The organism is Bacillus sp. A01H (assembly GCF_045277205.1).
GTDB classification, from domain to species: domain Bacteria; phylum Bacillota; class Bacilli; order Bacillales; family Bacillaceae_G; genus Bacillus_A; species Bacillus_A paranthracis.
Map to the genome: position 1 here is coordinate 5,502,671 of NZ_CP117702.1, position 23,047 is coordinate 5,525,717.

The window sequence follows — 23,047 nt, forward strand, 5'->3', positions numbered from 1 at the left end:
AAGGCCTTTTGTTATTCTTCCATAGCGACTGTAGAAGAAAATAAGGAGGAATAATGATGAACGTCACTACTGATGTACAATCAACAACAGAGGAGACGAAAGAGAAAAGATATAAAACATTATTTGGGTCTGCGCTAGGATATGCAGCAGAAGGCTTAGATATGTTGCTCTTATCTTTCGTACTCGTCTACATTTTAAAAGAATTTCATTTAAGCCCTGTTGAAGGTGGGAACTTAACTTTAGCTACTACAATAGGAATGCTAATTGGGTCTTATTTATTTGGATTTATTGCTGATTTATTGGGGCGTATCCGTACGATGGCCTTCACAATCTTACTATTTTCACTCGCGACAGCACTTATTTATTTCGCAACAGATTATTGGCAATTATTAATTCTTCGCTTTTTAGTAGGAATGGGAGTTGGTGGTGAATTCGGAATTGGGATGGCCATCGTAACTGAAACATGGTCGAAAGAAATGCGCGCAAAGGCAACATCCGTTGTGGCACTTGGATGGCAATTCGGCGTACTAGTCGCTTCACTCCTACCAGCATTTATCGTTCCACACTTTGGATGGAGAGCCGTTTTCTTATTTGGACTCATTCCCGCACTACTAGCTGTCTATGTCCGAAAAAGTTTAAGTGAACCGAAAATATGGGAACAAAAACAACGATACAAAAAAGAATTGTTACAAAAAGAAGCTGAAGGTAATTTAACAACTACTGAGGCAGAGCAATTAAAACAAATGAAAAAGTTCCCACTTCGAAAGCTATTTGCAAATAAAAAAGTAACGCTAACAACAATTGGTCTTATTATTATGTCATTCATCCAGAACTTCGGATACTATGGAATCTTTACATGGATGCCAACTATTTTGGCGAATAAATATAACTACACATTAGCAAAAGCGAGCGGTTGGATGTTCATCTCTACGATTGGCATGCTCATTGGAATTGCAACTTTTGGTATTCTAGCCGATAAAATTGGTCGCCGTAAAACTTTTACAATCTATTATGTTGGTGGTACTATATACTGTCTCATTTACTTCTTCTTATTCACAGATTCAACATTATTGCTATGGGGAAGTGCATTGCTTGGATTCTTTGCAAATGGCATGATGGGAGGATTCGGAGCAATTTTAGCTGAAAACTATCCCGCTGAAGCTCGTTCTACAGCAGAAAACTTTATTTTCGGTACTGGACGTGGTTTAGCTGGCTTTGGACCTGTTATTATCGGATTACTTGCTGCAGGTGGTAATGTAATGGGAGCATTATCTCTTATCTTCATTATCTATCCAATCGGTTTAGTTACAATGCTATTATTTGTCCCAGAGACGAAGGATAAAGTATTAGAATAGATTGAAACTACACAGTGTACGATCTTCCTTCAAGAAAGATAGTTATATAAATAGCAAAGAGGAAGCATCTCTAATGAAATGCTTCCTCTTTTGATATAAAATATACAATTATTTATTTTGATCTACTAGCTTTTTGGAACAAGAAAGAAGTTTGCTCTTCTTCTTTTACAATACCTTGTTTTAATGCTAGTTCCCCTGCCACTTTAGGGGCTAGCCATAGCATTGGGAACAACAGAACAGATACTGGGACAGCTGTTACTACGATGAATGATTGCAATGCATTAATACTTCCCTCACCCATGTATAAAAGAATTGCCGCAACTGCTCCCATAATAAGCGACCAAAAAATTCGTAAGCTAATTCTAGGATCCCCGTCTCCAGTCACTGCCATCGAAATCGAATAAGCCATTGAATCTCCTGTTGTCACTACAAATAAAATTGTTAATAAAAGAAATGCCGGTCCAATAATATGAGAGAGCGGCAGTTGCTCTGTAATTGCAATCATAGCAGCTGGCATACCAGATGCACTTAATGCGGTCGATATAGAACCAGGATTCATTAACTCATAAAACACACCTGATCCCCCTAGTATAGTAAACCAAAACGTTGTAATAATAGGTGCAATAATTCCAATTGCAACGATGATTTCTCGAATTGTTCTTCCTCTTGAAATGCGGCTCACTAAAATTGCCATCATCGGTCCATATCCAATAAACCATCCCCAGAAAAAGATTGTCCACGATCCTAACCAACCTGTATCACCGCGGTATGTGCTCATTGGAATAAATTCATTTATATAAAATCCAAACGAAGATACAAACGAATCAATAATAAATCCACCTGGTCCACATAATAATACAAATACCATTAATAAAATCGCTAATTTAACATTTAAATCGCTTATAATTTGAATCCCTTTATTAATTCCTGTTACTGCAGATATAGTAGAAACCGCAACTACACAAATAATAATTGCTAATTGAGTAGTAAAAACATCAGGAATATTAAACAATGCTTGTAGGCCATAACTTGCTTGTAAGCCTAAAAATCCGATTGGTCCAATCGTCCCTGCAGCTACCGCAATAATGGCAAATGCATCAATCATTGTTCCAAGCAAACTCTTTCGCAATTTCTCACCAAAAATAGGATATAAAAGCGTTCGAGGTTTTAACGGCATACCTTTATGATAATGCCCATACATCATAACTACCGCACTGATTGTACCTAAAATCGTCCACGCCAGGAAACCCCAGTGCATATAACTTTGTGCTAAAGCAGGCATTACTGCTTCTTTCGTTCCAGCAGATATACCTTCATGTATCGGCGGCACCGTCATCAAGTGGTACATTGGCTCTGCAGCTGCCCAAAAAACGCCACCTCCGGCAAGTAATGTCGACATAATAATAGCAAGCCACTTTGCCGTACTAATCTCAGGTTTTTCTAATCCCCCAAGTTTAACTCTTCCATATTTCGAGAACGCCATACACATTGCAACAATAAATGTACCAATTAATAAAACTTGCCAGAAGGCACCAAAATATTTAATTGAAGCTGCAAAACTGCTATTAATGACTCCCTCTACATAATTTTTATTTAAGAAAACCGCAATTACAAATAATAAAAGCGAACCACCACTAATAAGAAATACAGGCCAATCCGTTTTTCGACTCTTCATCCTCATTTACACTTCCTCCTTCCTCAGCAATCTAAAAAAACAACTTTATTATGTTTTATTGTTTACACCCAAAACACAATGATTATATAAGCATAATAATTTATCTATTTACTACACACTTATGTTGTCCCTAAAAATATGCTAAATCCCTTATTTAAAAGAAAATTTCTATTCCTCTTACATAAAAAAGCAAAATAAAAGACCTTATATTTCTATAAGGTCTTCGAAACAGAAATTTGATTATAACATAAGGAACTCCTTGGTTCAAAAAGCTCCTTCCAAAAATAACCGAGGGTAAAGGCTTCCATTTGCTACGTAACAGTAGTTAAAAAAAATTATATTTTTACAGAAAATGCCCTATACTACAAACTATTTATGAAAAAAATTCGGCTTCAAAATTTCATTCGGATACGGTTTATGATAAATATGAGTGGTAGCTGGAGATAATGGCGGAATGAGCCACACCCAATTGCCCGTTACAACACGACCGGAAGCAGCTTCTTGCTTCTCAAATTGCTGAAATTGTTGCGCCGCAGTATGATGGTCAACAATACTGACTCCTTGTTTTTTAAAGGAATGTAAAACAGCCACGTTTAATTCAACTAATGCCTTATCTTTCCATAACGTACCGTTTCTTGATGTATCCAAATCCATCATTTCCGCAACTGCTGGAAGTAAATTATAGCGATCATGATCCGCTAAGTTACGTGCCCCAATCTCTGTTCCCATATACCATCCATTAAACGGAGCTGCTGTATAGGAAATACCGCCAATTTCTAAGCGCATATCTGAAATCATTGGAACCCCGTACCATTTTACTCCAAGTAACGAAATTGGGTATTCTGGGTGTTCAATTGGCACCTCTTTTACTTCTTCTTTCGGAATTTCTTTATATATCGGCGCTTTTCCATCTATAGAAAACACAAGTGGCAATACATCGAAATTCGTACCTTCTCCTTGCCAGCCAAGTTCTTGACAAAAATCTGTAAACACAGCGGAATGAGAGTCACCAATCACTCCCATTTCTGTTTTATATCCTGCATACCGAATCAATTGGTGATTATAAATTCGTATATTATTTTCTTCACCTTGATATTGCTTAAAAATTGTAATGGTCGGTTTCACTTTTCCGTCGTTCGTTGCATATTGAATATGATGAATTAATGCATTATATACACCTTCCTCATCATTTACTTCACGTGCATCTAATATGTGCATCTTACTCCAAAATAGTCTTCCGATACATCGATTACTATTGCGCCATGCCATTCGCGATCCGTGAACAAGTTCTTCAAATGTATGTTCATACGTCCCCGTCTTCTCTATTTCAACTCGAATTTCTTTCATGCGTTCTTCTATGAATTGTTCTTTATTAAGCTCTTTATAGCAAATCGTAATAAAATGACTCGCTTCCTCTATTAATTGCTTCGTTTTACTCATAAGCGATCTCCTTCTATTTCAACAAAACGTTATTACTTTACAGTATAAGCAAAAAGAATAAGAGTCACAAACGAAAGTCGAAGTGTTACTTTTATTGTACTATCTTTCAGAAAATTAAGAGATTACTATTGACTTTCATGAAAAATAGGTGTATTTTTTACTCAGGTAAATTATTTTTACCTAGACCAACTTTTAGAGAGAAAGGAGGAAATGTCATGTCTTCATTTCAATTGCCAAAGCTTTCATATGACTATGATGAACTAGAGCCATATATCGATAGCAATACACTTTCTATTCATCATGGAAAGCACCATGCGACATACGTAAATAATTTGAATGCCGCATTAGAAAACTATTCGGAATTACATAATAAATCTTTAGAAGAGTTACTATGTAATTTAGAAGCTTTACCAAAGGAAATTGTTACAGCTGTCAGAAATAACGGTGGTGGACATTATTGTCATAGTCTTTTTTGGGAAGTAATGAGCCCACGGGGTGGCGGCGAGCCTAATGGAGACGTTGCAAAAGTAATTGATTATTATTTCAATACCTTTGACAACTTAAAAGATCAACTGTCTAAAGCAGCAATTAGTCGTTTTGGAAGTGGTTATGGATGGCTTGTCCTTGATGGTGAAGAACTTACTGTAATGAGTACACCTAATCAAGATACACCTTTGCAAGAAGGCAAAATTCCATTACTTGTCATTGATGTATGGGAACATGCCTATTATTTAAAGTACCAAAATCGTCGCCCAGAATTTGTTACCAACTGGTGGCATACAGTGAACTGGGACCGGGTAAATGAAAAATATTTACAAGCAATTCAATCACAAAAACATTAGTCGTGCGTATAAGGTAAGTTTGGTAATGTAAAATTAGTATTGTCGAAATCCTCCAGAATCCCCCGGATTGCCACCGGGGGATTTATGATCATTTCATTGCATGTATGTAATAACGTAATACTTTTTCTATTTCTATTTTCAACCCTCGGAACGGGAATCCTAATTCATTAGCTTTTCCATTATGTAATGTACAATTAGTCAATTCATTATAAGGTGCTACATGATCTCCTCCTTCTTGAATGAGTGATTTTATTCCCGTATTTTCTTCTATAAAATGAATAATTTCCCGAGTAGAAACTACCCCGTTGCTACAAGCATTAATTGGCCCTTCTATATCTTTCATCCCACACCAAGCTAAAAATTCCCCGGCTTCTTCTTCATGTATAAACGACAATTTTCCATCTAGATCATTCACTGCGACAGGTTCTTCTCTCACAATATGTTCAACGTAAAATTGTAACCTTTTCGTATAATCGTTTTCTCCAATAACAACTGGAAAACGAACTGCAACAACTGGAAATGTTGCTTGTTGAAATACAACTGCTTCGGCTAATCTCTTTCCTTCACCATAATTGAAGTCATTCCTATCTCCATACGCAATTGCATACTCGTACGGATTGAAGTTCTCTTCTGATAAACTTAGTGTTGGTTCATAGACAGCCATTGAAGATGTCATAACGTATTTCTTCGTTTTCCCTCGTAACACTTCACATATTATCTTCGCTGCATTCGAGCTATAGCATAAATTATCGTATACAATATCATAACTTTTATCTGTTAGACGCTCTGTTAGTTGTTTTTCATCTTCTCTATCTACAATAAGTCTTTTTACTCTACTCCCAAAAAAATCTTCCGTAATTCCTCTCGTCGCAATCGTTACATCGTGCCCATCTTGCAAAAGTGTTTCTACTAAATGTTTACCAAAAAATCTAGTTCCCCCTAGCACCAATACTTTTTTCAACTTTATCATCCCCATTTTAGAAAATTGTAAAATACTACCTCTCTATTATAAATGCTAACATATAAAAAGCATGGAATTCGTTTAACGATTCCATGCTTTTCTACAAATAATATATTAACGTACTCGATATTTATAAATACAATAACAGAAGTATAAAATAGAAATTACAGATACATAAACCCATAATTCATATACGAATCCCTCTCCCCATACTCCCATAAAATAAAAGAGTGAAGGTAACGTCAATGTTACCCATGATTGTACGAAGGCAATCCTTCCAAGATATTGATTGATGTTCTTTTTTTGTGTATTTAATACAAAGAATAAATACCAAAGTAATGCCCACATAAACCACGTTAATGCATTCACAACATCGTGGAATTGAACAAATGAAACAACCATATAGAATAAAGCAATAATTGCTACCCAAATGCAGAACCAACCTAAACCGCTACTATCCATTCCTTTTATAAAAGTAACACCTACATATAAATAGGTTAATCCGAATAAGAAAGTAGCTGCATATGAATATACCGTCCAATTACTTTGATCAGAAATCATGATTAAATAGAACGGAATAATAATTTGTAGTGCACCCACAAATAAATTAAAAACACCTGCACTTTTCATCTCTGCTTTTCCTAATATAACGAGACTATTTAAAAATAAAGCTGCACCCGAAAGTAATAATCCTACGTAACCCATATGTATTCGTGTGAAAGTCTTTCCCTTTCACACTTTTAACCTCCCCACAATATAAAGTAATTCTTTATTATTTTTCTTCCTATTTAAAACTACATACATAATTTTTAATCCAAATAGGTCAGACTTCATACCTTAAAGAACGCCAAATTTAAAACGCTTTCAATCATAAATAACCCTATCAGAACATTAATAGGATTCCTTGATTATAAACGTACTCTAACCATGACACAAGTATTGATGTTATTTTAAATATTACGTTTTTTATTTCTATAAAAATTAATAGGATAATGCACTTTTTCTATCTTATTCTACTAATTTCTAACATGGAATATTATAAAATGAGCTAGTCAGTAATACATTCATCTTTATAAGATAATCGTATACTGACCTAAACTTTCATATTCAATATTGATAGTTTCTCATCCCTAATAATTGCTATTTATCATAAATATCATTCGGATTAATTGTAGGAATAAATCCATTTATAGAACTATATTTTTTAGATACGGTATTTGGAGTAACGGTAAACGTTACAATCTTATTACTTTGTTGTTTAAAATAGTGCATCCAATTTTGACTCCATTCATCTTTCGTAATAACTTGTTTATTGAAGTCCTCCCACAATACACCATGTATAAAATTCAAGGATGTATTTTTGATTGTGTCAAATCCCCAATTCTGTATAAGAAGCAAATCAGAATCAACACCTTTTATTTCTTTTAATAAATTTACATATGCTTCGCGAAATTTCCCTTGTGTAACTGGCTGATCATAAAAATAGTCGTCAATATCACCAGCGGTATCTAAAAACACACCGTCTATTCCTTTTCCAATAACTTGCTGTTTCACTTTATTTACAACAATCCGTCGGTAATGTTCATCAGCTAAATTCATAATATATGTATCCCACTGCTCAATCTTCATTTTCTTACCGTCTCGATAATAATAGTCTGATTCAACTACTTGCGATTTATGCCACGATTCTAATTCTAAAACACTAACATACCCAAGGACTACTGTTCCTGATTTTTTTAATTGCTGAACTTGCTCTTTCGAAAATGCATATGGCTCTATAATGACCATGTCATACTTTGAAAGTCCCTCAATTACTTGCTCATTTGCTTCACCATAATAAATTTTATAACTTCGTACATTTTTTAAAACTGGTTCCACGACATTTGCTTGGGTGGATGTACTTGAGGAAAAAACAAAAGAAAATATAGCTAAAAAGCATATGGAACGTTTCCACTCCATAATAATATTCCCCCCTATAAAACTGTAATTTTTTATCATTTTAAATATTAATACAAGTATAGTAATACAATAACATTTTACATTTTTTCAAGCTCGATATTTAATAAAAATCCCAATAAATACAATACATTAACAAAAATTAGAATTTATTTCACTTGAATTTACTACATCTCTGTTGATAAAATGATTTGGGCTTTATATATTTTAAAATAATTCTTTTAAATTATGTATTTTATTTCAGTGTACTATTCCTCAAAATTAAATTTGCAAACGAAAGAAGGGATTTTTTATGCACTATAGACAATCTAATTTATTACAAAAAATGATTGAACCTACGATTCTCTTTATTGCTCTATTTTTTCTCTCAATACTAACTGATTTTCTAACACCAACGTATGAATACTTCTTACTCTTATTTATTACATTAATTATTTCTAGCCGGTATGGCATATCTATCGCCCTTTTCACCTTTCTAGAAGCAATGATTTATATTTTTGTAAGCGGTATATATAAGGAAGATGATATATTACTGTACTTTTATTCATTAGATTACTGGATTAATTGGATTTTCTTACTTGTTATTAGTTTATGTTGTGGACTAATGAGTACTGCACAAAAGGAACGGTATGAAGATGTACATATGATAAATAATGAGCCAAAAGCCGAAAATAAAGAATTAAAATATGTTGTGAAACAATTGGATGAAACACGTATTACACTACGTTCTCGTGTACTTGAATCAAATAATCACTTATCTAAAATGTATCATATGTTTAAAGCTTTAAATCATACACATCCTGAAATTGTACTCGATGAGGGGATAAATGTATTAAAAATGTATTTCGGAGCAAAAAAAATTGGTATCTATCACGTCGATAACAATAAACAATCACTTCGTATTAAATTAAGAGCAGAAACTGGTAAAAATACCTTACCTCAATCCATTTTTGTTAAAAATGCTTCGCTAGTCATCAAAAATGCTCTAGCACATAATCGACCTTTTTTCCGTACAGAAGAGGATTTTCAAGACGCTCCACTTTTAGTTGGTCCCGTCCTATTCCAAGATGATGTACAATATGTCATTATATTAGACGAAATTGAATTTTCAAAAGTAACTTCTGAGCAATTCGAACTTTTCACATGGTATTTACGCTGGATGGGTGATCGTTTACAAAACGCTTCTAATCTTTGGCTATCAAGTCAAGAGGATCGTACATTCCCTAAAACGAGCATTTATTATGAAGATGAATTTGAACATTTACTAAAAATAGAAAAGAAACGTTACGAAACATTATCTTATCCATATTCCTATTTTGAATTTACTGTTCCACAAGATTCCTTAGAAATGATAAATTCTATTTTAAAAGATCATTTGCGTGATATTGATATATTCGGTTATAGTACGACCGAACAAAAAGTTATGATTCTATTACCTGGCACTGAAGAAAAATTTTTATTACCAGTCAAAACTCGTATACAAAACGCTCTTTCTTCTAAAGGAGTGGTATTCTAATGATTTTACTCCTTCTTTACTTTATTTATGCTATTTTGGTTTTTCTTTTATTTCGATTTACGAAAGGTTTGATTACTGAAGATAAGAAAGGAATTATTGAGTTTTGCTTGATTATCTCTCTCCTTTTCCCGCTTGTCGGACTTATTGTATCAGCAATCATGTTATTACTGAATATAAGACGCTCCAAGACCGAGTGGTTACAGCAATACTCTGAGTATGTTTCCTTTCAAGTTGATCATTATGAAGATATTTTGGCATCAGCAAAACAAGATATGGACCTAATTTCATTTTCTTCTGGATTAGAACTAGATAAGCCTGAATTACATAAACAACTCATTGTACAGTTAAGCTCCTCCCCTATTTCCAATGAAGGAGGCTTATTGAAAGAAGCCATTCACCATAAAGATCCTGAAACTGTACATTACGCAGCAACTACTATTAATTTACTAAATGAACGGTACGAAAAACAGATCGAATACTTAAATAAGCAATTCCTACAAAATCCACAAAATGAAATTGCAAAAGAATTGGTTTCTAACTATTTAAGATATGTAGACAGTGGTCTTCTTTCTAATCAGCAAAAGGAAAAAATAATCGCCGAATTTATGAATTTTATTACACAAAGTGTAGAACTATTCCCTACCGAACCTCTTTATCCTTTCCACCTTGGAAATCTGTTTCTACATACAAAACAATATGCAAAGTCTGAAGAACAATTTTTAAATCTTATTCATTTCTATCCTGAATCATATTACGGTTACGTTGGGTTACTTGAAATATATTATGAGCAAAAGTTATGGGACGAGCTCTATAACTTAATCAATAATCTAGCAGCTGCAAAAAGAGTTCATATACTACCGCGTAAATATCAATTATTTGTAAGGCAGTTTGGAGGCGCACACATTGAAAAAGGGGATTAATATATATATCGGAATTGTTAGTATCATTTTATTTCTCTTAATTATATCCATCCTTATATATCGAACAGAAAATTTCTATCAAAAGTTTTCTGTTCCTAAAACTAAAGAAACAGATACTGTTAAAACACTCAAAGCAAAAGATGTAGCCCAAAATGGACAAAAAATGCAATTATACGTTTTAAAAACGGATAATACATTAGGGCAACAAGTCGAATTTAATACGAAAAAGGCAATGGATTACGCACACCTACACTATAAAAATATTACAGCTAATGAAATTAAGGGACTTACTCCCTCTCCCTATACAGGAATTATTATTACAGGTGAAATAATGGCGCAACTTCCACAAGCCGATATTCAAAATTTTGTACAAATGGGCGGAAGAATTATTATCGCAAACCGACTTGATTCAGATTCTTCCTGGAACACATTATTTGGTATTACAAAAAAAGAAGGCTTCAAAGATGTGAAGGGATTAACCTTTGAAGAAGTTTTATTCCCTGGTTATCCTGATCTCTCAAGTTCTTCTCCATTGTTCACTCATAGCTCAATGAATATTACGCTAGATGAGAATACAACTAATACTTGGATTACTGCAGAAGATACTCCCATCCTTTGGACCAATGACTACGGTGAAGGAAAAGTCTTATATTGGAATACAACAGCATTGAACGATAAATTAGGTAGAGGTATGTTCGTTCAATCACTGGGTACTATTTTCCCGACTTTCGCTACAGTACAACTTGGAGCGGAGATTATGTATATCGATGACTTCCCATCTCCAATTCCAAGTGGAGAACTAAAAAACTTAACAACAGAAAAAATTTCTGTTGAAGAATTTTATAAAAAACATTGGTGGAAAAATATGAAGGATATCTCTGAAGAGCTTGATATTAAATATACAGGGGTTGCAATTGGGACATATCAAAATAAAGTAACGCCACCCTTTGAAAATTTTACAGGTAAAAATAGAAATACCTATTTATTATTTGGGAGAGAATTATTAAGTCACGGTGGAGAAATCGGTATTCATGGCTATAACCATCAACCTTTATTATTACCACCAGACCCAGTAGATAAAGCGCTTGAATATGTTCCATGGAATTCAAAAGAGGATATGGAGAGATCCTTAGATACTTTACAAAAACTCGTGTATAACTTCTTTCCAAACGAAAAACTAAAAACCTATGTACCACCATCCAATATTATAAATACAACTGGATTAAGTGCATTAAACGACGCGGTCCCAACTATGGAAACAGTTGCTTCTCTATATGTGGGAAGTAAAAGTAACGGCAGTTTAATTCAAGAATTTGGACCAGACGAGCACAACAAAAATATTTATCACTTCCCACGTATTACGAGTGGCTATGCTATTTCAGATGAAGAACAATTTATTTTAGCTGATGTTACTGCAAATTTAGGGGTTATCTCACATTTCGTCCATCCAGATGATATCCTTGATGAAAAACGTTCGGGTAATTTAACGTGGGAAGAATTATTTAAAGCTTATAAAACGACAATTAAAGAAATACGAGAAAGATATCCTTATATAAAAAGTATGACACAAAGTGAAGCAACTGCTTCCATGAAAATTTATCAAACCGGTGATTTAGCTGTTTCTTATGAAGATGATGCTGTTCACATTGCATATAAAGGATTACCAAACCACACTGCAACGATTATACGTGTGGAAGAAGGGAAAAAATTGAAAACCGGTTCATTCCCATACGGCACAGTTACAAAGCTAGATTCACAAATTTATAGCGTTATATTAAAACAAGCTAACGCTACAATTCCAATTAAAGGGGTATAGCAGATGAGAATAGGTTTAGTCGTTGAAGGAAGTTATCCTTTTGTCAGTGGCGGAGTAGCAAGTTGGGTACAAATGATTATCCAACAATTTAAAGAACATGAATTCACCATTTTTGCGATCGTACCGCAAATAAAAACAAAAGAGGAATATCAATATGAAATTCCTAAAAATGTAAAAGATATCATTATGATTCCCTTACAATCAGAAAGTGACTCAAACCATATAAAAACCAATTTAACGACTGATGAAGTACAAACACTTCAAAAATGGTTTACATTCCAAGCTAACGACACAGAAGCATTACAAATATTAGGGAACAAGCAAAAGCTAGGAACACTACATTCCTTCTTCGAAAGTCGTGAATTTTATGAAATAGTGAAAGAAAGCTATTTGTATGAAGAAAGTAGTGGTTCTTTCTTAAATTACTTTTGGATGTGGAGATCTATGTTCACACCAATCATTCAAATTTTACAAATTGATTTTCCTGAATTAGATCTTATCCATTCTGTATCTACAGGCTATGGTGGGCTTCTTGGAGCTGCAATCAGTGCCAAATCTGACATACCATTTATTCTAACAGAGCATGGTATTTATTCTCGGGAACGTGAAGAGGAAATACTCCAATCAACTTGGATACCAATCGAATACAAAAAAAGATGGGTTTCTTTCTTCCATCATTTATCTCACCAAGCATATGAACAAGCTGCTGATGTGATTACGTTATTCGGACGGAATAGTGCATATCAAAAAGAACTAGGAGCTCCGGCCCATAAACTAAAAATTGTTCCAAATGGTGTTACTTTATCTGACTATAAAGGGCTACGTAAGCCAAAACATAATTCAGATAAACTCATTATTTCTGCTATTATACGAGTTGTGCCAATTAAAGACGTAAAAACAATGATTTATGCAGCTAAATTATTATTAGAAAAAGATATTCCGTTTATCTTCTACTTATTAGGTCCTGATACAGAAGAACCAGAGTATGCCCAAGAATGTCGTGATTTAATTCAGCAACTTGGATTAAAAGAATATGTAATAATGACTGGCAGAGTAAACATTAAAGATTACTTAAAACAAACGGATATTCTCGTATTAACTAGCATATCTGAAGGGCAACCACTAGCTATGTTAGAAGGAATGGCATCGGGATTACCATGGGTTGTTACAGACGTTGGTTCTTGTAAGGAGTTAATTTATGGACAAGATGAAGATCCTTATGGCCAATGTGGCTTTGTTGTACCACCTGTATCTCCTGAACAAGTTGCCACCCACTTAGAATGGTATTATCGCCACCCTGAATCCATTCAACAATTCGGAAACAATGGGCGTAATCGTATTGAAGCATATTATCAATTATCAGGTGTTGTTGATAGTTATCGTAAGCTTTATTTAGAAAGGGGTGCGAAAACATGGCAGGTATAGGATTTCGATTACAAAAATTATTTCAGGAAGACTACTATTCTTCAAGGGTAAAAGCTTATGGATTTTCGTTATTTGTTACAGCTGGTCCTTGGTTAGTCGTTATTTTAGCAGTAACAACTATTAGATTCATTTTGAGTTTATTTCATTCTATTTCAATTGAAGAACAGCGTCTTTTCACTATTTCAATTTCATATTGCTTTATTTTTTCTCAAATTATTTACGGAGCATTGCAGCTCATTGTAACTAGATATGTAGCTGACCTTTTATACGAACAAAAAGCTGATAAAGTATTTTCTTCATTTTTAGGAATGACGAAGATCACACTTTTTTTAGCTATTATGTTATGGCTTTTGTTTGCATTTTTCACACCGTTAGCTTTATATTATAAAATCGTGATGCTATTTTTATTTTTAGCTTTAAATATCATTTGGATTCAGTCCATTTATTTAACAGCAGCTAAAGATTATCAATCAATTGCACTGGCATTTTTAATCGGATCCATTTTTTCCCTATTAGGAATTATCCTAATAGCTTACTGGCACCCTACACTTGGGTTAGAACACGGATCTGCCCTATTGCTTTTAATTTCTTTTACAATTGGTACTTTCATTACACTAGTATGGTTAAGTATCGTTATTGTACGAATGTTTCCAAATAGCGATGCTACTGAACAATTTACCTTTCTTTCTTATTTAGATAAATATCCAGAGTTATTTTGGTCAAGCCTATTTTACAATGTGGGTATTTGGGTATGTAATTTTGTTATTTGGTTTGGAGACGGTCGGGGAAATATTGAAAACACATTTATTTATCATCAAATTTATGATACTGCTGTTTTCTGGGCGTATTTAAGTATTATCCCAACCTATATTTTCTTTGTAGTATCCATTGAAACCAGGTTTTATGAAAGATATAAAAAGTTCTTCGGTTCGATAAACAATGGCGGAACATTACATACGCTTTTACAATTAAAAGATTCCATGAACTTTGTCTTAAAGCAGGAAATGGAACGTATACTTCGTAATCAAGGTATTTTTTCCTTACTTATTATTTTTATAATATGGATGTTTAGTTCGCAATCTGGAAACACAACACTTAATTACTCTATTCTGCAACTAACTATAGTTGGTGCTTATGCAAATGGAATGGTGCTCGTTATTACATTACTACTCCTATACTTTGAGGATCGTAAAGGGGCATTTCGAACATCAGCTATTTTCTTTTTTGCAAACTTGTTATTAAGCCTTATCCTGCTTCCATTTGGATTCAATGGTTACGGCATTAGTTTCGCAGTTGGATCTTCTATTACATTCCTATATGCTATTTCTAGACTCTTTACTTACATTAAAGATATTGATTATTATACATTTTGCCAGTCAAATATTCCTATAAAACAGCGGACCTTTTTTACCAAATTAGCTAATAAACTTAACGGGAAATAAATACAAAAATGACCTTTGCTCATGCAAAGGTCATTTTTTGTATCTACATATTAAACTTCCAAATAGCCATTTTTATTATTTGATTGCCATCTCCAAGAATCTGCACACATTTCTTCTAATCCACGTTTTGCTTCCCATCCTAGTTCACGTTTTGCCTTTGATGCATCTGCAAAACATATTGCCACATCGCCAGGACGACGCTCTGTAATTTTATAAGGAACCTTTTTTCCTGAAACCCTTTCAAATGCTTCAACCATCTCAAGTACACTATACCCTGTACCTGTGCCCAAATTATAAGCATCTACTCCTGTTGTATTCAGTACTTTCTCTAGCGCTTTTACGTGACCTTTTGCTAAGTCTACAACATGTATGTAGTCACGGATGCCTGTTCCATCTTTCGTTGGGTAGTCATTTCCAAATACACTTAATTCTTTTAGCTTACCTACTGCCACTTGTGTGACATATGGCATTAAGTTATTTGGAATTCCATTTGGATCCTCTCCAATACGTCCACTTTCATGTGCACCAAATGGGTTGAAATAGCGAAGTAATGCGATACTCCATTCTCTATCTGCAAATGCTACATCACGCATAATTTGCTCAATCATTAATTTCGTTTGACCATATGGATTTGTTGCACTTAATGGAAACTCCTCTGTAATCGGTGACGTTTCCGGGATACCATATACAGTTGCGGATGAACTAAAAATCATCTTCTTTACATTATGTTTCTGCATTACTTCACATAGCACTAAAGTGCTCGTAATGTTGTTATGATAATATGTTAATGGAATTGCTACTGATTCCCCTACAGCTTTAAATCCTGCAAAGTGAATAACTGCTTCGATTGCATTTTCTTCAAAAATTGCGTCAAGTGCTTCTTGATTTAAAACATCTTCTTTATAAAACTTAAATTGTTTTCCTGTTATTTCTTTCACTCGATTTATAGATTCTATCGAGCTATTCGAAAGATTATCAACTACTATAATTTCGTAACCGCTATTTAGTAATTCTACACATGTATGACTACCAATATACCCTGCTCCACCTGTTACAAGTATTGCCATAATTATAGTCCTCCATATTTCATTCATTATAAACTTCTCAAAGTATATCACATATTTCTTATCCTATGTTTAATATGCGAACACAGAAACTTACATTTTATCCCATAATAATTTTATAACATATACGATTCCAATCAAGTAATAAGAAAAACGCCACATAATTTTTGTTATGTGGCGTTTTTCTTATTAAATTACGTAACAATATACACTTAGAAAATGTGCAAGACTACCTAATAATACAAAAACGTGAAAAATTTCATGATGTCCCATATATTTAAACTCTAGCCATTTTGGCTTTGTTCCATAAATAAATCCACCAATTGTATAAAAAATGCCCCCAAGTACTAAGAAAACAATGCCCCCTGTACTTAAATTCTCAGCTAACGGTGCAAAGAATAAAACAATTAACCAACCCATCGTAATATAAATTGCTGTCGATAACCATCTTGGACAATTAAACCAAAACATTTTAAACACAATACCACAAATCGCAGTTGCATAGACTAAACAAAATAATAGCAAACCACTTGCTGAATTTAATGTAATTAAGCAAAAGGGTGCATATGTACCTGCAATTAATATAAAAATCATAGAATGATCTAGCTTCCTAAAGAAGTAAATAACACGTTCATTGGCCACAACACTATGATATACAGCTGATGCCGTATAAAGGACCATCATTCCAATCCCAAACAAAATAACAGCTGTAATTGCAGCAAATGATGGCATCTTGATAGAAACTTTCACAAGCATAGCTAATAAGGCAATAAATGATAATATCGCTCCACCTAAGTGAGTAAATGCATTAACTGGTTCCCTTACGTAAGCATTCATAATAACACCCCTCATATAATTACATGTAGTTTTAATAACTACGTGTAATTATATACACATTTCTTTTTAAGGTCAACATTTACAATTTATTTGTTTCGTAATACCATATTTAAGGATGTATTAGACATTAAGTTCCACTAAGTTATAAAAGTGAGGGATTCTACGTGGAAAATATAAATGAATTACTTGAGACATTGCATTTAGAAAAAAATATTAAACTTGAGGATATTCCAAATGTCGACTTATATGTAGATCAAGTTGTCCAACTATTTGAGAATACTTATGCAGATACAACGAGAACGGATGATGAAAAAGTATTAACAAAAACGATGATTAATAATTACGCAAAAGGGAAACTATTCATCCCTATCAAAAATAAAAAGTATTCAAAAGAGCATATGATTTTAATTAGCTTAATTTATCAATTAAAAGGTGCTCTTTCCATTAACGACATAAAAAGTTCATTAGAAACTATAAATGACTCCTTATTAAATGATGATTCATTCGAATTAAATACGTTATACAAAAATTATCTTGCTCTTACTGAAAGCAATGTCGAAAGCTTTAAACAAGACGTAAATAACCGTGTTACAGAAGTAAATGAGATTTCTTCCTTAGAAGACACAAAGCTAGAAAAATTTCTACTACTAACATCCTTCGTGACTATGAGTAATATGTATAGACGTTTAGCGGAGCAACTAGTGGATGATTTAAAAGAATCATAAATAAAAACTATCCACCTATTAAAGTGGATAGTTTTTATTTACTTAATTGCTTCATGAACTTTTAGTTGTTTCCCTTTAATCGTTGTAGTCTTCATGACTTTCAAGACAAGTGGTCCTTTTCCATTTAATATTTCAACGTAAGAAACATTATCTTGTATCGTAATAATGCCTATATCTTCTGCTGTAATACCTTTAATTTTAGCGATTGTACCGACGAAATCTACCGCCCTAATTTTCTTTTTCTTCCCGCCATTAAAGTAAAGCTTCATAATGCCTTTGTTGATGTCTGCATTTTTATCTTTCTTTATAATTGGTTTAGCATGTATCTTTTCTTCAAATGCAGCTTTCCCTTTCATAACTTCTTCTTTTGAAGGTCCAATTGCCTTTGGAATTTCAAAGCCAATATACTCCTCAATCTCTTCTAAAAATCTATTTTCATATGGTGTTATAAATGTAATAGCTTTTCCACTATTTCCAGCTCGTCCCGTTCTTCCAGTACGATGTACATAGCTTTCTTTTTCAAGTGGAATATCATAATTAATAACATGTGTAATATTATCAATATCAATTCCCCTCGCAGCCACGTCTGTTGCTACTAAATAACGAAATTTTCCTTTTCTAAAATCATCCATGACTTCAAAACGATCTTCTTGTACCATACCACCATGTATTTTGTCACAAGGATAGTTAGCTCGTTTTAATTGTCTATATACATGATCTACATTTTCTTGTGTACGGCAGAAAATAATACAGCTATCAGGATTCTCAATCGTTGTTACATCTTTAAGTAGTGAAAGCTTCTCGTCTTCTATCGCCTCAAAAAGAGTATGTTCAATTTTATCCGTCGTAATCCCAGCCGCTTTAATTTCAATATGAGTTGGTGCATTCATATATGTACGTGATAATCTTTCAACATCTTCCGGTAAAGTTGCTGAAAATAGCATTGTCATTCTATTTGTAGGTAATTCATCAATAATTGCCTCTACTTGATCGATAAAGCCCATGTTTAGCATTTCATCCGCTTCATCAATCACTAAATATTTTAATCGCTCTAAAGAAAGGGTCCCTTTTTCAATATGATCCAATACACGCCCTGGAGTCCCTACTACAATATGCGTCTTTTGCTTTAACTCTAATTTTTGACGTGCAAATGGGGATTTACCATAAATTGCGGCGGCTTTAATTCTTTTGAATCGCCCTATATTTGTAATATCTTCTTTCACCTGTACCGCAAGCTCTCTCGTTGGTGTTAAAACTAACGCTTGTGGTTTATTCTCTGCCCACTCCACCATTTCACAAAGTGGAATACCAAATGAAGCTGTTTTTCCACTTCCCGTCTGGGACTTCACAACAAGATCCTTCTTTTGTAATGCGACTGGAATAACCTTACCTTGTACTTCTGTTGGATGATCATACCCTAACCCAGTAAGTGCCCTTACAATTTCTTTACTTAATTTATACTCAAAAAACCCTTTTTCACTCATATATTAACCTCATTTTATTCTGTATTATTTTCTTTTTTATCTTTTGTATACGTTACTATCGCCCTACTTATTATACTTGAAACCTCACATAAAAAGATGGATTATGCCAGATTCATCTTTTTACATAGAAATAAACCTTATCATTTCATATATTGTTCAACTACTTGATAACATCTTTTGCTCGTATTGTTAGCATTAACCTTTTCATAGAATCCTACATCCACTCAAAAAAAATAAAAAGAATACATACATCCTTGTATAATTATCTTAATTTTTCAACCTTTTTATAGACGAACAATATAAAACAAAAAACATTTTAAATTCGTTTTTAACGTTGTTTTTTACATATAAAATCTACTTTTTAAAAAAACGTTAAGAAATCCTTTGACTTTTTAATGAAAACAATGTAAATTATCATATGGACGAACATTTTTAATTAATAAAAATAAAATATTCGTATTTTAGGGGTGTAAATGATGGAAAACGTATTCGACTATGAAGATATTCAATTAATTCCTGCAAAATGCATTGTAAATAGCCGCTCTGAATGTGATACAACTGTCACTTTAGGAAAACATAAATTTAAATTACCTGTCGTACCTGCAAATATGCAAACGATTATTGATGAAAGAATTGCAACGTATTTAGCTGAAAATAATTACTTCTATATCATGCATCGTTTCCAACCAGAGAAACGAATCTCATTCATCAGAGATATGCAATCACGTGGATTAATCGCTTCTATTAGCGTTGGTGTAAAAGAAGACGAGTATGAATTCGTACAACAATTAGCTGCTGAGCACCTTACGCCTGAATACATCACGATTGATATTGCGCATGGACATTCTAATGCTGTAATCAACATGATTCAACATATTAAAAAGCATTTACCAGAAAGCTTCGTTATCGCTGGAAACGTTGGAACTCCAGAAGCGGTAAGAGAATTAGAGAACGCTGGTGCTGACGCAACAAAAGTTGGTATTGGACCTGGTAAAGTTTGTATTACTAAAATTAAAACAGGCTTTGGAACTGGTGGTTGGCAACTAGCTGCACTTCGCTGGTGTGCAAAAGCTGCAAGTAAACCAATTATCGCTGACGGTGGTATTCGTACACATGGCGACGTAGCTAAATCTATTCGATTTGGGGCGACTATGGTTATGATCGGTTCTCTATTCGCTGGTCATGAAGAGTCTCCAGGGGAAACAATCGAAAAAGACGGCAAACTTTATAAAGAGTACTTCGGTTCAGCTTCTGAATTCCAAAAAGGTGAGAAGAAAAACGTTGAAGGTAAGAAAATGTTCGTTGAGCATAAAGGTTCTTTAGAAGACACTTTAATCGAAATGGAACAAGATCTTCAATCTTCTATCTCTTACGCTGGTGGAACAAAATTAGACTCCATTCGTACTGTAGATTATGTAGTCGTAAAAAACTCTATTTTCAACGGTGATAAAGTATATTAATTTTTAAACTTAACTCGAAGGACAAGCAGTTTTATGCTTGTCCTTTTTCATATATAGAAATGTAAAATATTTTCATTTTACTGAATTTTCTATTATTATATTTTTAGATACTTATAATAAGGGGGATATAATATATGAAAGATGTAATTGAGAAACGCTATATTCGTGCAGAAGTTCCTACTGAATTAACATGGGACCTCTCTGATTTATACGAATCTGATAAAGAGTGGGAAACTGCATTACGTGTATTAACAGATGATATAAAAAAACTTGATGCGTTTAAAGGACAATTACACAATAGCCCTACCACCTTATTACATTGCCTACTTTTAGAAGAAGAGCTTTTAATGAAGTTAACAAAACTATATTCATATGCAAATTTAAGAGAATCTACTGATCGTACAAATCCAGTTATTCAAGCGAACTCTTCCAAAATTGCCGCTTTATGGACGAAAGTACATACGGCGCTATCCTTTATTCATAATGAAATTCTCTCATTAGAAGAAGGCACAATTGAAAAATATTTAACGGAAGAAACAAAACTTGAACCTTTCCGTAAATCATTACTAGACATATTACAAAAAAGGCCGCACACGCTCTCTCCTGAAACTGAAGAAGCACTTGCTGCACTTGGCGAAGTACATAGTTCTCCATACAAAATTTACGGTATGACTAAATTAGCCGATATGGATTTTAACTCCATACAAGATGAACAAGGAAATGAACTCCCTGTGTCGTTTGCATTATTTGAAAGCAAATATGAGTTTTCTCCAAGCGCAGACATACGTAGGAAAGCATACTCATCATTTGTTTCCACCTTGAAACGATATAAGAATACAGTGGCAACAACATATGCGACTGAAGTAAAAAAACAAGTAACACTCTCTCGCTTACGCAAATTTGAATCTGTTACTCATATGCTTTTGGAACCTCAAAAAGTTCCACTTGAAATGTATAACAATCAACTCGATATTATTTATAAAGAATTGGCGCCTCATATGCGCCGTTTTGCAGATTTAAAAAAGAAAGTATTAGGACTCGATGAAATGCTGTTCTGCGACTTACACGCACCTTTAGATCCCGAATTTAATCCGACAATTACTTACGAAGAAGCTGGAAAACTTATTCAAGACTCTTTACAAGTACTCGGGGATGAATATAGTTCCATTATCGAAAAAGGATTCAAAGAAAGATGGGTCGACCTTGCAGATAACGTAGGCAAGTCAACTGGAGCATTTTGTTCAAGTCCATATGGTTCTCATCCGTACATTTTAATTACATGGCAAAATACGATGCGCGGCTGTTTCACATTGGCTCATGAATTTGGGCATGCTGGTCATTTTTATTTAGCAAATAAAAACCAGCGTATTATGAATGTACGTCCATCTATGTACTTCGTTGAAGCACCATCTACAATGAATGAATTACTATTAGCCCAGCATTTATTAGCGACGAATGACGATAAGAGAATGCGTAGATGGGTGATCCTGCAACTACTCGGCACATATTATCATAACTTTGTTACTCACTTACTTGAGGGAGAATATCAAAGAAGAGTATACAGCCTAGCAGAAGAAGGTGGAGCACTTACAGCTACAACTTTAACTGAAATAAAAGCAAATGTACTTTCAACATTCTGGGGAGATTCCGTAAAAATTGATGAAGGTGCTGGATTAACTTGGATGCGTCAACCTCATTATTATATGGGCTTATATTCTTACACGTATTCCGCAGGCCTCACTGCATCTACTGCGGTGGCTCAAATGATTAAAGAAGAAGGACAACCTGCTGTTGATCGCTGGTTAGATGTACTTCGCGCTGGTGGTACGATGAAACCACTGGAATTAATGAAACATGCTGGAGTCGATATGTCAAAACCAGATACAATCCGCAGAGCTGTTTCTTACGTTGGTTCCTTAATTGATGAATTAGAGCGCTCTTATCAAGAATAAAGTGAAACTTTAATCAGTGGGGGCCATCCCCCACTGATTATTAGCCCTCACCAATCGGGCTTTTACGGACAGTTGATTCCCTACCTAACTTCTTTGCTTCCGCTGAATTTTGAGGTAGGAATCTTACTGCCCGGCAAATAGCGGGATAAAAAATAAGCCCTCGCTTTATGAGGGCTT

At 34.0% G+C, this 23,047-nt stretch carries 18 protein-coding genes; 10 read left to right on the forward strand and 8 right to left on the reverse strand.

Going from position 1 to position 23,047, the window contains the following annotated elements; translation table 11 throughout:
* Window positions 1-56: 56 nt before the first annotated feature.
* Window positions 57-1,355 carry an MFS transporter gene (locus PSR14_RS29195; RefSeq protein ID WP_098486883.1) on the forward strand — a complete coding sequence of 433 codons (1,299 nt, stop codon included), beginning with the start codon at window positions 57-59 and terminating at the stop codon, window positions 1,353-1,355.
* 112 nt (window positions 1,356-1,467) lie between these two features.
* Here the strand turns inward: PSR14_RS29195 and PSR14_RS29200 are convergent, their stop codons facing one another.
* Both PSR14_RS29200 and PSR14_RS29205 read right to left on the reverse strand, forming a co-directional pair.
* Entirely contained in the window at window positions 1,468-3,036 is a 1,569-nt protein-coding gene (locus tag PSR14_RS29200) for a BCCT family transporter (protein WP_001242460.1), read from the reverse strand.
* 363 nt (window positions 3,037-3,399) lie between these two features.
* Window positions 3,400-4,470 (reverse strand): nitric oxide synthase oxygenase, encoded by a 1,071-nt coding sequence (locus PSR14_RS29205; RefSeq protein WP_098486882.1) that lies wholly within the window; start codon window positions 4,468-4,470, stop codon window positions 3,400-3,402.
* Window positions 4,471-4,685: 215 nt separating this feature from the next.
* On the opposite strand from PSR14_RS29205, the gene sodA reads away from it, so the two are divergent.
* Complete coding sequence (sodA, locus tag PSR14_RS29210) at window positions 4,686-5,312, forward strand: superoxide dismutase [Mn] (protein ID WP_000094046.1); 627 nt, start codon at window positions 4,686-4,688, stop codon at window positions 5,310-5,312.
* Between the two features lie 88 nt (window positions 5,313-5,400).
* On the opposite strand, the gene PSR14_RS29215 is transcribed toward sodA, so the two are convergent.
* The 3 genes from PSR14_RS29215 to PSR14_RS29225 form a co-directional block, all read right to left on the reverse strand.
* Window positions 5,401-6,282, reverse strand: coding sequence for an NAD-dependent epimerase/dehydratase family protein (locus PSR14_RS29215; protein WP_033671957.1), 882 nt, complete (start codon window positions 6,280-6,282; stop codon window positions 5,401-5,403).
* Window positions 6,283-6,387: 105 nt separating this feature from the next.
* A complete protein-coding gene (locus PSR14_RS29220; protein WP_000542569.1) occupies window positions 6,388-6,978 on the reverse strand; it encodes an AmiS/UreI family transporter in 591 nt (196 codons plus the stop codon).
* A 435-nt stretch (window positions 6,979-7,413) separates the two neighbouring features.
* Entirely contained in the window at window positions 7,414-8,232 is an 819-nt protein-coding gene (locus PSR14_RS29225) for an endo alpha-1,4 polygalactosaminidase (RefSeq protein WP_061184984.1), read from the reverse strand.
* A 289-nt stretch (window positions 8,233-8,521) separates the two neighbouring features.
* Here PSR14_RS29225 and PSR14_RS29230 point away from each other — a divergent pair, with 289 nt between their 5' ends.
* The 5 genes from PSR14_RS29230 to pelG are packed head-to-tail and all read left to right on the forward strand — an operon-like array spanning window position 8,522 to window position 15,348.
* Window positions 8,522-9,745, forward strand: coding sequence for a nucleoside-diphosphate sugar epimerase (locus tag PSR14_RS29230; protein WP_098486881.1), 1,224 nt, complete (start codon window positions 8,522-8,524; stop codon window positions 9,743-9,745).
* Window positions 9,745-10,665 carry a lipopolysaccharide assembly protein LapB gene (locus PSR14_RS29235; RefSeq protein WP_000601986.1) on the forward strand — a complete coding sequence of 307 codons (921 nt, stop codon included), beginning with the start codon at window positions 9,745-9,747 and terminating at the stop codon, window positions 10,663-10,665. The genes PSR14_RS29230 and PSR14_RS29235 overlap by 1 nt, the downstream gene beginning before the upstream one ends.
* Window positions 10,649-12,481 (forward strand): DUF2194 domain-containing protein, encoded by a 1,833-nt coding sequence (locus PSR14_RS29240; protein ID WP_000715315.1) that lies wholly within the window; start codon window positions 10,649-10,651, stop codon window positions 12,479-12,481. The genes PSR14_RS29235 and PSR14_RS29240 overlap by 17 nt, the downstream gene beginning before the upstream one ends.
* Window positions 12,482-12,484: 3 nt before the next feature.
* Window positions 12,485-13,906 carry a GT4 family glycosyltransferase PelF gene (pelF, locus tag PSR14_RS29245; RefSeq protein ID WP_098486880.1) on the forward strand — a complete coding sequence of 474 codons (1,422 nt, stop codon included), beginning with the start codon at window positions 12,485-12,487 and terminating at the stop codon, window positions 13,904-13,906.
* The gene (pelG, locus tag PSR14_RS29250) at window positions 13,894-15,348 is read left to right on the forward strand and encodes an exopolysaccharide Pel transporter PelG (RefSeq protein ID WP_098486879.1); all 1,455 of its coding nucleotides are present in this window, start codon (window positions 13,894-13,896) and stop codon (window positions 15,346-15,348) included. Before pelF ends, pelG begins: the two co-directional genes overlap by 13 nt.
* Before the next feature lie 50 nt (window positions 15,349-15,398).
* Here pelG and galE read toward each other — a convergent pair whose 3' ends face one another.
* Entirely contained in the window at window positions 15,399-16,415 is a 1,017-nt protein-coding gene (galE, locus tag PSR14_RS29255; RefSeq protein ID WP_048557324.1) for a UDP-glucose 4-epimerase GalE, read from the reverse strand.
* Between the two features lie 186 nt (window positions 16,416-16,601).
* Entirely contained in the window at window positions 16,602-17,249 is a 648-nt protein-coding gene (locus PSR14_RS29260) for a hemolysin III family protein (protein ID WP_000995364.1), read from the reverse strand.
* Between the two features lie 164 nt (window positions 17,250-17,413).
* On the opposite strand from PSR14_RS29260, the gene PSR14_RS29265 reads away from it, so the two are divergent.
* Entirely contained in the window at window positions 17,414-17,974 is a 561-nt protein-coding gene (locus PSR14_RS29265; RefSeq protein ID WP_000427879.1) for a DUF1836 domain-containing protein, read from the forward strand.
* A gap of 38 nt (window positions 17,975-18,012) precedes the next feature.
* Here PSR14_RS29265 and PSR14_RS29270 read toward each other — a convergent pair whose 3' ends face one another.
* The gene (locus tag PSR14_RS29270) at window positions 18,013-19,458 is read right to left on the reverse strand and encodes a DEAD/DEAH box helicase (RefSeq protein ID WP_001290603.1); all 1,446 of its coding nucleotides are present in this window, start codon (window positions 19,456-19,458) and stop codon (window positions 18,013-18,015) included.
* A 476-nt stretch (window positions 19,459-19,934) separates the two neighbouring features.
* Between PSR14_RS29270 and guaC the strand changes: the two genes are divergently transcribed.
* Window positions 19,935-20,918 carry a GMP reductase gene (gene guaC / locus PSR14_RS29275; protein WP_000432434.1) on the forward strand — a complete coding sequence of 328 codons (984 nt, stop codon included), beginning with the start codon at window positions 19,935-19,937 and terminating at the stop codon, window positions 20,916-20,918.
* A gap of 134 nt (window positions 20,919-21,052) precedes the next feature.
* A complete protein-coding gene (gene pepF / locus PSR14_RS29280) occupies window positions 21,053-22,870 on the forward strand; it encodes an oligoendopeptidase F (protein ID WP_098486878.1) in 1,818 nt (605 codons plus the stop codon).
* The last annotated feature ends 177 nt before the right edge of the window (window positions 22,871-23,047 follow it).

Excerpts from the sequence above, each read along its gene's own strand:
- PSR14_RS29195 (WP_098486883.1), top strand. The coding sequence starts at position 57 with ATGAACGTCACTACTGATGTACAATCAACAACAGAGGAGACGAAAGAG.
- PSR14_RS29200 (WP_001242460.1), bottom strand. The coding sequence starts at position 3,036 with ATGAGGATGAAGAGTCGAAAAACGGATTGGCCTGTATTTCTTATTAGT.
- PSR14_RS29205 (WP_098486882.1), bottom strand. The coding sequence starts at position 4,470 with ATGAGTAAAACGAAGCAATTAATAGAGGAAGCGAGTCATTTTATTACG.
- sodA (WP_000094046.1), top strand. The coding sequence starts at position 4,686 with ATGTCTTCATTTCAATTGCCAAAGCTTTCATATGACTATGATGAACTA.
- PSR14_RS29215 (WP_033671957.1), bottom strand. The coding sequence starts at position 6,282 with ATGATAAAGTTGAAAAAAGTATTGGTGCTAGGGGGAACTAGATTTTTT.
- PSR14_RS29220 (WP_000542569.1), bottom strand. The coding sequence starts at position 6,978 with ATGGGTTACGTAGGATTATTACTTTCGGGTGCAGCTTTATTTTTAAAT.
- PSR14_RS29225 (WP_061184984.1), bottom strand. The coding sequence starts at position 8,232 with ATGGAGTGGAAACGTTCCATATGCTTTTTAGCTATATTTTCTTTTGTT.
- PSR14_RS29230 (WP_098486881.1), top strand. The coding sequence starts at position 8,522 with ATGCACTATAGACAATCTAATTTATTACAAAAAATGATTGAACCTACG.
- PSR14_RS29235 (WP_000601986.1), top strand. The coding sequence starts at position 9,745 with ATGATTTTACTCCTTCTTTACTTTATTTATGCTATTTTGGTTTTTCTT.
- pelF (WP_098486880.1), top strand. The coding sequence starts at position 12,485 with ATGAGAATAGGTTTAGTCGTTGAAGGAAGTTATCCTTTTGTCAGTGGC.
- pelG (WP_098486879.1), top strand. The coding sequence starts at position 13,894 with ATGGCAGGTATAGGATTTCGATTACAAAAATTATTTCAGGAAGACTAC.
- galE (WP_048557324.1), bottom strand. The coding sequence starts at position 16,415 with ATGGCAATACTTGTAACAGGTGGAGCAGGGTATATTGGTAGTCATACA.
- PSR14_RS29260 (WP_000995364.1), bottom strand. The coding sequence starts at position 17,249 with ATGAATGCTTACGTAAGGGAACCAGTTAATGCATTTACTCACTTAGGT.
- PSR14_RS29270 (WP_001290603.1), bottom strand. The coding sequence starts at position 19,458 with ATGAGTGAAAAAGGGTTTTTTGAGTATAAATTAAGTAAAGAAATTGTA.
- guaC (WP_000432434.1), top strand. The coding sequence starts at position 19,935 with ATGGAAAACGTATTCGACTATGAAGATATTCAATTAATTCCTGCAAAA.
- pepF (WP_098486878.1), top strand. The coding sequence starts at position 21,053 with ATGAAAGATGTAATTGAGAAACGCTATATTCGTGCAGAAGTTCCTACT.